This window comes from Pseudomonas sp. PA-7-1E, assembly GCF_021605325.1.
In the GTDB taxonomy this organism is placed as follows: Bacteria; Pseudomonadota; Gammaproteobacteria; order Pseudomonadales; family Pseudomonadaceae; genus Aquipseudomonas; species Aquipseudomonas fluorescens_BV.
In genome coordinates, this window is record NZ_WKFA01000031.1 from 1 (window position 1) to 10,485 (window position 10,485).

General features: G+C 57.3%; 12 protein-coding genes. 8 read left to right on the forward strand and 4 right to left on the reverse strand.

The window, feature by feature from the left end:
- The first annotated feature begins 407 nt into the window (after positions 1-407).
- Positions 408-1,781, forward strand: a complete 1,374-nt coding sequence (locus tag GIW79_RS18820; RefSeq protein ID WP_054922167.1) for an MFS transporter — start codon at positions 408-410, stop codon at positions 1,779-1,781.
- Between the two features lie 60 nt (positions 1,782-1,841).
- Here the strand turns inward: GIW79_RS18820 and GIW79_RS18825 are convergent, their stop codons facing one another.
- The 4 genes from GIW79_RS18825 to flgA form a co-directional block, all read right to left on the reverse strand.
- Positions 1,842-2,591: a flagellar brake protein gene (locus tag GIW79_RS18825; protein ID WP_054922165.1), complete on the reverse strand. Its 750-nt coding sequence runs from the start codon at positions 2,589-2,591 to the stop codon at positions 1,842-1,844.
- 96 nt (positions 2,592-2,687) lie between these two features.
- Positions 2,688-3,158, reverse strand: a complete 471-nt coding sequence (locus GIW79_RS18830) for a flagella synthesis protein FlgN (protein WP_236456247.1) — start codon at positions 3,156-3,158, stop codon at positions 2,688-2,690.
- 48 nt (positions 3,159-3,206) lie between these two features.
- Positions 3,207-3,530, reverse strand: a complete 324-nt coding sequence (flgM, locus tag GIW79_RS18835; protein ID WP_054922163.1) for a flagellar biosynthesis anti-sigma factor FlgM — start codon at positions 3,528-3,530, stop codon at positions 3,207-3,209.
- 141 nt (positions 3,531-3,671) lie between these two features.
- Positions 3,672-4,436 (reverse strand): flagellar basal body P-ring formation chaperone FlgA, encoded by a 765-nt coding sequence (gene flgA, locus GIW79_RS18840; RefSeq protein WP_054922160.1) that lies wholly within the window; start codon positions 4,434-4,436, stop codon positions 3,672-3,674.
- Between the two features lie 74 nt (positions 4,437-4,510).
- Between flgA and GIW79_RS18845 the strand changes: the two genes are divergently transcribed.
- From GIW79_RS18845 to GIW79_RS18875, 7 genes are all read left to right on the forward strand, one after another.
- A complete protein-coding gene (locus GIW79_RS18845) occupies positions 4,511-5,443 on the forward strand; it encodes a chemotaxis protein CheV (protein ID WP_034128456.1) in 933 nt (310 codons plus the stop codon).
- A gap of 42 nt (positions 5,444-5,485) precedes the next feature.
- Positions 5,486-6,313, forward strand: coding sequence for a protein-glutamate O-methyltransferase CheR (gene cheR / locus GIW79_RS18850; RefSeq protein ID WP_014719581.1), 828 nt, complete (start codon positions 5,486-5,488; stop codon positions 6,311-6,313).
- 315 nt (positions 6,314-6,628) lie between these two features.
- Positions 6,629-7,036, forward strand: coding sequence for a flagellar basal body rod protein FlgB (flgB, locus tag GIW79_RS18855; protein ID WP_034120825.1), 408 nt, complete (start codon positions 6,629-6,631; stop codon positions 7,034-7,036).
- A gap of 3 nt (positions 7,037-7,039) precedes the next feature.
- The gene (gene flgC / locus GIW79_RS18860; RefSeq protein WP_032895649.1) at positions 7,040-7,483 is read left to right on the forward strand and encodes a flagellar basal body rod protein FlgC; all 444 of its coding nucleotides are present in this window, start codon (positions 7,040-7,042) and stop codon (positions 7,481-7,483) included.
- Between the two features lie 16 nt (positions 7,484-7,499).
- Positions 7,500-8,219 carry a flagellar hook assembly protein FlgD gene (gene flgD / locus GIW79_RS18865; RefSeq protein WP_034128455.1) on the forward strand — a complete coding sequence of 240 codons (720 nt, stop codon included), beginning with the start codon at positions 7,500-7,502 and terminating at the stop codon, positions 8,217-8,219.
- A 30-nt stretch (positions 8,220-8,249) separates the two neighbouring features.
- The gene (gene flgE, locus GIW79_RS18870) at positions 8,250-9,566 is read left to right on the forward strand and encodes a flagellar hook protein FlgE (RefSeq protein WP_054922158.1); all 1,317 of its coding nucleotides are present in this window, start codon (positions 8,250-8,252) and stop codon (positions 9,564-9,566) included.
- Between the two features lie 583 nt (positions 9,567-10,149).
- Positions 10,150-10,476 (forward strand): hypothetical protein, encoded by a 327-nt coding sequence (locus tag GIW79_RS18875; protein WP_131672227.1) that lies wholly within the window; start codon positions 10,150-10,152, stop codon positions 10,474-10,476.
- The last annotated feature ends 9 nt before the right edge of the window (positions 10,477-10,485 follow it).

The window sequence follows — 10,485 nt, forward strand, 5'->3', positions numbered from 1 at the left end:
ACTCAGCAGTGAAACGATGCATCGCCGATGGTAGTGTGGGGTTTCCCCATGTGAGAGTAGGTCATCGTCAAGATTAAATTCCGAAACCCCAATTGCGAAAGCAGTTGGGGTTTTGTTTTGGGCGCTCTAAAAGCACGCCAACTTCCAAAGCCTGCATAGCGTTCCATTGAAACCTTTTGTACAGATACCCGAATACCAGTCGAACCTTGCGTGTTATCAAGGTTCACAGGTGGTGCGCCATGTATTTATCTCCACGGTTATGTACCTCGCAGACACCCACGTAGCGTCTGAGCTGTGAAACAAAATAATCGCCGGGAACAGGCCCTGCTGCCTGTCCGGATCCAACCGCCCCGGACTATCATGCTGATAGCCCTACCCCTCACCGCAAGGAGCCGCTCGGAACGCCGATGCGCCAGATCTGGAAATCTTTTCGAGCCCTTTATTTCGCCTCTTTGATGATGCTGATCGGCTCCGGCCTACTTAGTACTTATCTGGCTTTGCGTCTGGCAGCAGACAATGTCGACAGCCTGTGGGTCGGTGCGCTGATGGCCGCCAACTATTTTGGCTTGGTGCTGGGCGGCAAGCTCGGACACCGCCTCATCGCCCGGGTCGGGCATATTCGCGCCTACGCCACCTGCGCGGGCATCGTCGGTGCAGCGGTGCTGGGGCACGGTTTGATTGATTGGCTGCCAGCCTGGATCGTGCTGCGGATGATCGTGGGCCTGGGGATGATGTGCCAGTACATGGTCATCGAGAGTTGGCTCAACGAGCAGGCGGATGCCAAGCAGCGCGGTGTAGTGTTCAGCGGCTACATGATTGCGTCCTACCTTGGGTTGGTGCTGGGCCAACTGATCCTGGTCATGCATCCCCATCTTGGGCTTGAGCTGTTGATGCTCGTGGCGTTGTGCTTTGCGCTGTGCCTGGTCCCGGTGGCAATGACTCGACGCATTCACCCGGCCCCACTGCACCCGGCCCCGATGGAGCCGCGCTTCTTTATCAAGCGCGTGCCGCAGTCGCTCAGCACCGTGTTGGGCGCTGGGTTGATCGTCGGTTCGTTCTACGGCTTGGCACCGCTGTACGCCTCTCAGCAGGGCCTGACGACCGAGCAAGTCGGCCTGTTCATGGGGAGCTGCATTTTTGCTGGATTGGTCGTGCAGTGGCCACTGGGCTGGTTGTCGGACCGCTATGACCGCGCGCTGCTGATTCGCTGCTTCGCCTTGTGCCTGGCGGTGACGGCCTTGCCGTTGGCAATCATGACGCAGGTTCCGCTGGAAGTGTTGTTCGTGGCGGGCTTCTTCTGTTCGCTGGTGCAGTTCTGCCTTTACCCTTTGGCAGTGGCCTTTTCCAACGACCATGTGGAAGGCGATCGTCGGGTATCGCTGACGGCCATGTTGCTGGTGACCTACGGGATCGGCGCCAGCGTGGGGCCGCTGTTGGCCGGTGTGGTAATGAAGCTATTCGGCAGCCAGATGCTCTATGCGTTTTTCAGCCTGTGTGCATTGATCCTGGTGTGGCGCATTCGCCCCAAGGCGGTGACCAACCTGCATCAGGTCGATGACGCGCCGCTGCATCACGTGGCGATGCCCGACAGCATGTCCAGTTCGCCTTTGGTGGCTGCCCTTGACCCGCGGGTGGATGAGCAGGTGGTACAGGATCAGATGCAAGTCACTGTGCCCGATCCAGAGCCTGCCCCTGAAACCGATGAGCCGACGAGCGAAGAGCCGCACGAGCCACCAGACCCGGACGAACATCCCCATGACTTAAGCAGGGCACGCCCCTGAACGAAAAAACGGGCAGATCCCATCAGGATCTGCCCGTTTTTTTATCTCAGCGTCTAACGCTTAGAGATCGTCGTCTTTATCGAAGCGCCGAGCTTCACGCTGTAATTGGTAGACAAAGCGTTCCACTTGTCGCTGCACCAAGCCACTCATGTTATGAAAGCGCACGCCGGCAAAGGTGGTGTTGATCTTGTCTTCGAAGTGCAGATAGCGCAGTTCCACAGAGGTGGTCATGCTGCCGAAGGGCAGGGCAGCGATAAAGCGATCATAGACCTGGCCTAACTGCAGACGCTCGGAGATGTCGCCTTCAAAGCGCAATTTGCAGCCGGTTGCCGAGATGTCCAACAGCTTACCGCTGACAGGCACCTTGAGCTTCTCGCCACCTAACTGAATATCCACCAATTGCGCGAGTTTCAGTGCGGCGCGGAAGGCATTGCGTCTTTGGTGGTAAACCACTTCGCCGGGCAGGCTGCCGCTGTAGATGCGGTGGCCGCCTTTCTCGCTGATGGTCAAGGTGCCGTTGCTTTCCCAGGCAACCCGCACGCCCTCATGGAAGCCTTCGATACGGAAGGCTTCGCCATTCTCAAGATAGCGTTCACCGTCGCGGGGAATCATTTCGTCCAGTACCAGCGTCTTGCTGTCCCGGTCGATGTCCACTAGGTAGCTCTGGAAGCGCTGGCTACGTTCGTGGAAAGTGATGATCAGCGGGTCATGGCTTTCTTGCAGCATCCGCAACGTGCTGGCGATTTCCAGAGGCGTGGTGAGCACCTTGGGTGGCTGCGGTGCATCTTCCGCATTAAGGGCGTTGAACACGGTTCTTCCATCTCCAGGCAAAATACGACTACACGCAAGAACCGGCATTTTGCCAGTATGTAGCGCGCCTTGAATAGGTCGCGCTGTAAACCGGCGTCAGGCTTGGCTGCGGGTGCTTGGTTTGATCAGGCGTGAGGTGGAGCCTTGGGCGTTATACAGGGCCGGAGGTTCTCCGCCGTGCAGTATGCGCAACTGATTGGTGGTGGTGGCTTGCTGAAGCTGGATCGACTGACCGTTGAGCAGGTTGGCTTCCTGGCACTGGGCGAGCAAATGATTGAGTTCTTTGCTTTGTGCCAGCAGTTGATCGCCGACTGAGGAGTGGCTGGCCAGTTGTGCCAGGCCATCATGATCGGCGGGCAGGCCCAGGCTGATCAGAATCTCGCTGCGTTTCTTGCCGTGCTGTTCGAGCAAGACAATCAGCGACTGTTTGCGCGCCAGGATTTCTTCCAGCAAGGGCATATCCCGGCCGTACAAGGCCAGTGATTCTTCCTTGAGCAGCTCGAGCAATTGTTGCGTCGGCGCCAGATCATCAATGATCAGTTGGAGCAAATGTTCGTCGTGGTGCATGGCTGGCCTTGGGTTTTAAGCGTCCAAAAGCCCTGCGCAGGCTTTTGCCTAGCGCTCGGCTTCGAAGTTGAGCAGCTTGCTGGCTACACGGTTGCTGTCGACTTTATAGCTGCCATCGGCGATAGCCTGTTTCAACTCGGCCACGCGGGCTTTATTGACGACGGGTTGATCGCGCAGCGAGTCAGTAACCTTCTGCAACTGTTGAGCCTCATTGCTCAGGTGTACCGATTCCCCACTCTGGCTGGCGGCGGCCTGTTCTGCTTTGGCAGGCAAGGGCTGCTGCTTGGCCTCTACGCTGTCCTTGGTACCGCCGGTGCGCGTATTGCCGGGCAAAGCCGGGGCGTTATTCAAACGACTGAAATCAATGACCATGTTGAAAAACCTCTGGGTATTTGGACGCTTGCCATGTTTTCGGCCATACCCGGGCAAACTTTAGGCTCGATTGACAATAAACCTGTACGGCTCAATATCCAGCACACAGTGTAGGAAAAGCTGGCATTTGATTCCAGTCATCTATAGCGCCACCTCGACCTGGCCTGGTGCCGTGACCCGCGCCTTGATCACGCGATTGGAGTTGAGGTTCTTGACGCGGATCTGTTCGCTCATGCCGCCATTTGACAGCGCCTCGCCCGGCATCCTGACGTTCAGGCCGCCGCTGCTGGCGGAAATTACCACCTGGTCACCCTTGCGAATCACCTCGGCCTGTTCCAGATGAACCAGCGTGAGGACTTGGTCGGTGACCACTGGCCGCGTGAGTTTCTGCCCGACGGCCTGGTCCAGCGACGTCAGGTAGCCCTGGTTGATCAAGCTGATATCCCGCTCGCGCAACGCCACGTCGTCGTAGCCGATGATGCCCGTGCGCTTCAACGGTCGCGCCACTACCACCACATCGCGATACAGCTTGACCTGAGCTGGTACGAAAACCGTCCAGGGCGAGGCGCCCTCACAGCGTACCTTTACGGTCACACGACCGATGGGCTGGGCGGGGCTTTCCAGAGTGGCTGTCAATTCCTTGTCGCACATTGGCATGCGCAAGCGAGGGTCCAACTGGTTGACCTGAATTTCATAACGCCCCGGCGTCTGGGTAGTCGCCAGATAATCTTCTACAGTGAACTCAAGAAAGCCTTGGGTGACGCCGATAAGTAGATCAGGCAGGGTGACGTTGTCGGCACGGGCCGTGACGCCCAGGCCCGAGACAAGCAGTGCCATCGCGGCGCAGAGCAGTCTACGGTAGCGTGAGCGGCCAGGGTGTCGGGAAACTGTCGTTTTAATATCCATACTCAGTAAATAGCAAAGCTCGTGCCGTTTAGTGTTGGGTACGCGTCGTACCCCTAGGATTTAGGAGTCTGGGCATGGCAGGTGTAATGGATTCAGTAAACCAGCGCACACAGCTGGTAGGGCAGAATCGCCTGGAGTTGTTGCTTTTCCGCCTGGATGGCAAACAGTTGTATGGCATCAACGTGTTTAAAGTGCGTGAAGTGCTGCAATGTCCCAAGTTGACGATCATGCCCAAGTCCAGTCCAGTGGTGTGCGGCGTGGCCAACATCCGTGGCGCGACCATTCCGATTCTTGACCTGGCCATGGCCACGGGGGCCGCGGGTTTGCAAGACCGCCAGAACCCCTTCGTGATCATCACCGAATACAACACCAAGACCCAGGGTTTCCTGGTGCGATCGGTGGAGCGCATCGTCAATATGAACTGGGAAGAAATCCATCCGCCGCCCAAGGGCACGGGGCGCGATCACTACCTGACGGCGGTGACGCGGGTCGATAACCAGTTGGTGGAAATCATCGACGTGGAGAAGATCCTCGCCGAAGTGGCCCCCACCTCGGAAACCATTTCCGTCGGGGTGGTGGATGCCGAAACGGCACACAAGGCGGTTTCGCTGCGTGTGTTGACCGTGGATGACTCTTCTGTAGCGCGCAAGCAGGTCACGCGTTGCCTGCAAACGGTCGGGGTTGAGGTGGTAGCGCTCAATGATGGCCGCCAGGCCTTGGATTACCTGCGCAAGCTGGCAGACGAAGGCAAGAGGCCTGAAGAAGAATTCTTGATGATGATCTCTGACATCGAGATGCCGGAAATGGATGGCTACACGCTCACGGCCGAAATACGTAACGATCCACGCATGCAAAAGTTGCATATCATCCTGCATACTTCGTTGTCGGGGGTATTCAATCAGGCAATGGTCAAGAAGGTCGGTGCGGATGACTTTCTGGCCAAGTTCCGTCCTGATGACCTCGCATCCCGGGTAGTCGACCGGATCAAGGCAGCAGATCACGGCTAGGGGATTTCCCCTGGCGGTCACACGATTTAAGAGGCGGCATCATTGTCTACGGGTAATTTGGATTTCGAACAGTTCCGGGTCTTCCTGGAAAAAGCCTGTGGCATATTGCTCGGTGAAAACAAGCAGTACCTGGTATCCAGCCGTCTCAACAAGCTGATGGAACAGCAGGGCATCAAGTCCCTGGGTGAGTTGGTCCAGCGGATCCAGGGGCAGCCGCGCAGTGGGCTCAAGGAAATGGTGGTCGATGCCATGACTACCAACGAAACCTTGTGGTTTCGCGATACCTATCCCTTTGAAGTGCTCAAGAACAAAGTCTTGCCGGAAGCCATCAAGGCCAGCCCGGGCCAGCGCCTGCGTATCTGGTCGGCGGCCTGTTCCTCGGGGCAGGAGCCGTACTCGATCTCGATGTCCATCGACGAGTTCGAGCGGACCAACATGGGCCAGTTGAAAGCCGGCGCGCAAATTGTGGCCACGGACTTGTCCGGCACTATGCTCACCAACTGCAAGACCGGTGAGTACGACAGCCTGGCGTTGGGCCGAGGCTTGTCCCAGGAGCGCCTTCAACGTTACTTCGATCCCAAAGGGGCGGGGCGTTGGGCGATCAAGGCGCCGATCAAGAATCGCGTCGAATTCCGCTCGTTCAATCTGCTCGACAGCTACGCCAGCCTGGGCAAGTTCGACATGGTGTTCTGCCGCAATGTGCTGATCTATTTCTCCGCTGAAGTGAAGAAAGACATCCTGCTGCGTATCCATGGCACGCTCAAGCGCGGAGGTTATCTGTTCCTCGGTGCTTCCGAGGCGCTCAATGGGCTGCCGGATCACTTCCAAATGGTGCAATGCAGCCCGGGGATCATCTACCAGGCCAAGTAGCCTGGGTGTATGCAATAAAACTGTGGGAGCCGGGCTTGCCCGCGATAGCGTTTTGTCAGTCGACGAATAGGTCGGCAGGCACTCCGCCATCGCAGGCAAGCCAGCTCCCACATTTGTTTTCTCGGCAAGCTGGCGTAAAGCGGCAACTGCCCATTGCCGCTTTACTGGCACTACGCGGAAATCGCTTGCCGCTTTTCTGGCATAGTCGCCGGCAACTCCCTTCGAAACCCTTGATATACGGGGCTCTCGCAAGTTTGGCATACACCTTGCTATAACCCTGCTAACGAACAGCAGGTCAGCCTAAAGGTTTCCGCCATGAGCATCAGCTTCGATAAAGCGCTCGGTATCCACGAACAAGCCCTGGGCTTCCGCGCCCAGCGTGCCGAAGTCCTGGCCAACAACATCGCCAACGCCGACACCCCGAACTACAAAGCTCGGGACCTGGACTTCTCCGCCGTGCTCGCCGCACAACAGGACAAGACCAAGAACGGCACCTTCGCCTTGAACATGACCAATAGCCGTCATATCGAAGCGCAAGGCCTGGGCAATGGTGACGAGTCGCTGCTGTATCGCACGCCGATGCAGCCGTCGATCGACCAGAACACCGTTGACGCCCAGCTGGAGCAATCGAACTACGCCGAAAACTCGGTGAACTTCCAAGCCAGCTTCACCCTGCTCAACAGCAAATTCAAAGGGCTGATGTCAGCCCTGCGCGGAGAGTAAGCCATGTCCCTGTCCAGTGTTTTCAATATTGCCGGCAGTGGCATGAGCGCGCAGACCACGCGTTTGAACACCGTCGCCAGTAACATCGCCAACGCCGAGACCGTCTCCTCGAGCATTGACCAGACCTATCGCGCCCGCCATCCGGTATTCGCCACCATGTTCCAGGGTGGCCAGGCAGGCGGCAGCGAGTCGCTGTTCCAGAATCAGGACGCAGCCGGCTCCGGCGTGCAGGTGTTGGGCGTGGTCGAAGACCAGAGCAACCTGGAGGCCCGTTACGAGCCCAACCATCCTGCCGCGAACGAAAAGGGTTACGTCTACTACCCCAACGTCAACGTGGTCGAGGAAATGGCTGACATGATTTCCGCCAGCCGCTCGTTCCAGACCAACGCGGAAATGATGAACACCGCCAAAACCATGATGCAGAAGGTCCTGACCCTGGGTCAGTGATAAGGGGCGCCAAATAATGGCCATCGTTGATACGTCAAACAACACGGCTGTCCAGGACCTGTTCAACTCCAAGGTCAAGGACGCGTCGAACAATGTCTCGAATGTTTCCAAAGCGGCCACGGGTAACCAGGCGCTGGGCAAGGACGCATTCCTGCAGTTGCTGGTGACCCAGCTGAAAAACCAGAACCCGCTGTCGCCCCAGGACAACGGCGCGTTCGTGGCCCAGCTTGCCCAGTTCAGCAGCCTGGAAGGCATCAACACCCTGAACGACTCGGTGAACAACATCTCCAGCAACTTCAGCTCTTCTCAAGCGCTGCAGGCTTCGTCGCTGGTGGGGCGGTCGATCATTATCCAGACCGACAAAGCCATGGTGGATACCAGCAAGAGCATGAACGGTTCAGTGGCGGTGCCATCGGCGGTGGGCAACGTGTCCGTCAAGATCACCGACAAGGACGGCAACGTCGTACGCACCGTGGATATGGGCGCGCAGAGTGCCGGCAGCCAGAGCTTTATCTGGGACGGCAAGAACGACAAGGGTGAGGTCGCCCCAGCCGGCACCTACACCTTCAATGCCTCCACCAAGAACGACAAAGGTGACGCGGTGGCCCTGACCACCTCGCTACCAGCCACGGTCACCAGCGTGACCCTGAGCAAGACCGGCGGCGAAATGCTGCTCAACCTTGCAGGCGGCATGGGCAGCGTCAAGCTGTCGCAAATTCAGACTATCGGTACATAGAGCCGGCTAAATACGGCAGAGGAGAGAAACATGTCTTTTAACATCGGCCTTAGCGGCCTCTATGCGGCCAACAAACAACTGGACGTGACCGGCAACAACATCGCCAACGTCGCGACCACTGGCTTCAAGTCATCCCGTGCGGAATTCGCGGATATCTACGCGGCCTCCAAGCTGGGCACCGGCCAGAACAGCATCGGCAACGGTGTGAACCTGGCGGCGGTGTCCCAGCAGTTCACCCAGGGCGACGTCAACGGGAGTGGCGGCATCCTCGACATGGCGATCCAGGGTGGTGGCTTCTTCGTGCAGAAGGGCAGCGACGGTTCGCTGGAATACACCCGTAGCGGTGCTTTCCGTGCGGACAAAGACGGCTATATCACCAACAATACCGGCACCTCGCGCCTGCAAGGCTATGCCGCGGACGAGAATGGCAAAATCACCAAAGGCGGCCTGGTTGACCTGCAGCTGAACCTGGCGAACCTGCCGCCGAAGGCGTCTACCAAGGTGGACTCTTCCAGCAACCTGAACTCCTCGTCGCCGGTGATCGATCAGTCCAAGAACCCGTTTGATCCAACCAAGTCCGAAAGCTTCACCACGCAATACAGCACCACCTTGTACGACTCCCAGGGCAATGCGCACCCGATGGTGCAGTACTTGGTCAAAACCGATGCCAACCAGTGGCAGGCCTACACCTTGATCGATGGCCGCAATCCTGATGGTTCGGCTCCTACCGGTACCGGTGCTGACGTGAAGGCGCCTGTGCCGTCGACGTTGAGCTTCGATGGTGCTGGTAACCTCAAGAGCATCGTGACCGGCGGTGTTGCCGGTAACACCTTGACCATCAAGGATTGGGTACCTGGCACGGTGACCGATGGAGTATGGAAAGCTAACGATGCGACGGCTAACAAGGATGGCATCGCCATCAACATGGGCACCGTCACCCAGTACAACTCGGCCAGCTACCGTAACCCGCCGGTCACAGATGGTTACGCCACCGGCCAGATCACCGGCCTGAAGATCGATGGCAGCGGCGTGCTCTTCGCCACCTTCAGTAACCAGCAGAGCAAGGCCATCGGCCAGATTTCCCTGGCCAGCTTCAACAACGAGCAGGGCCTGCAGCCCGCCGGCGGTACGACCTGGAAAGAGACCTTCGCGTCGGGCCAGCCGGGCTACGACGCACCGGAATCTGGCACTCTGGGGTCGATCAAGGCCAGTTCCCTGGAGAACTCCAACGTCAACTTGACCAACGAGCTGGTGGACCTGATCAAGGCCCAGAGCAACTACCAGGCGAACGCCAAGACCATCTCCACCCAAAGCACCATCATGCAGACCATCATTCAGATGACCTGATAGGTTAGCGCTTTAAAATGTGGGAGGGGGCTTGCCCCCGATAGCGGTGAATCAGCCAAGTATCCATTGACTGACACCCTATCGGGAGCAAGCCCCCTCCCACATTTGCATCTGCTTCACGCTGTCCATCCAGGTATTGACCGAACAGCAATACCGCAACAAGGGCTTTATGCCCGCCCAAGAAAAAGCCCCCGATACACCCTAGGTGTATCGGGGGCTTTTCTGCCTCGGGTGGTTAAACCCAGGGCAGGTTCAGCTTACTGACAAAAGCGTTATGTATGGGAGCGTATACATCGGTTTCGCGCCGTACTCATAAGGGTTTTGCAGATTTTTTGCCATTGCTCAATCGTGAAAACGTATACATTTGCAGTTTTTGAGCTGCTTTTGGTGGCGAAAGTATACGCTAAAAAATTCAGATTATGACCTCGAAAATTTTCATCATTCAGGCTGATCTTTCCGAATTCTCTCTTGCCAGCAGAGCCAATCTATCGTTAACCATGGGCATTGGGGGCATTGGGGGGCATTGGGGGCATCTAGGCTTGGGGTAAGCTCACGACGTAAATCAAAGAGTAGCGACGAGACTATGACAACCCAACGCTTTCACCTTGCCTACAAGATCCGACCAGTGGATGGAAGCGAGGCCGCCGTTTCCCTTGCGGCGAGTGTCAGATTGAAGCTCCTTGATCTTTCGGTCGATGGGTGGCGTATGCCCGATCCGACTACCTCATCTTTTTCTGTGAGTTTAGAGGTAAACGGGCAAGACGCTGCGGCCAAGCGTGATGAGATTAAAGCGCACATTCAGGGCGTGTTCAGAAGGGTTCTGGCCGACAACGACGCGTCATTCGACGTCGTCGTCCAAATCAATGCTTCGGTAGAACCGTTAGGGCCCACCATCATTCTAGAGGTGTAGCTCCGACAC

Coding starts and splice junctions, on each gene's coding strand:
- flgC (WP_032895649.1), top strand. CDS start 7,040: ATGTCCCTGTCCAGTGTTTTCAATATTGCCGGCAGTGGCATGAGCGCG.
- flgD (WP_034128455.1), top strand. CDS start 7,500: ATGGCCATCGTTGATACGTCAAACAACACGGCTGTCCAGGACCTGTTC.
- GIW79_RS18845 (WP_034128456.1), top strand. CDS start 4,511: ATGGCAGGTGTAATGGATTCAGTAAACCAGCGCACACAGCTGGTAGGG.
- flgA (WP_054922160.1), bottom strand. CDS start 4,436: ATGGATATTAAAACGACAGTTTCCCGACACCCTGGCCGCTCACGCTAC.
- GIW79_RS18830 (WP_236456247.1), bottom strand. CDS start 3,158: ATGCACCACGACGAACATTTGCTCCAACTGATCATTGATGATCTGGCG.
- GIW79_RS18875 (WP_131672227.1), top strand. CDS start 10,150: ATGACAACCCAACGCTTTCACCTTGCCTACAAGATCCGACCAGTGGAT.
- flgM (WP_054922163.1), bottom strand. CDS start 3,530: ATGGTCATTGATTTCAGTCGTTTGAATAACGCCCCGGCTTTGCCCGGC.
- flgB (WP_034120825.1), top strand. CDS start 6,629: ATGAGCATCAGCTTCGATAAAGCGCTCGGTATCCACGAACAAGCCCTG.
- flgE (WP_054922158.1), top strand. CDS start 8,250: ATGTCTTTTAACATCGGCCTTAGCGGCCTCTATGCGGCCAACAAACAA.
- GIW79_RS18820 (WP_054922167.1), top strand. CDS start 408: ATGCGCCAGATCTGGAAATCTTTTCGAGCCCTTTATTTCGCCTCTTTG.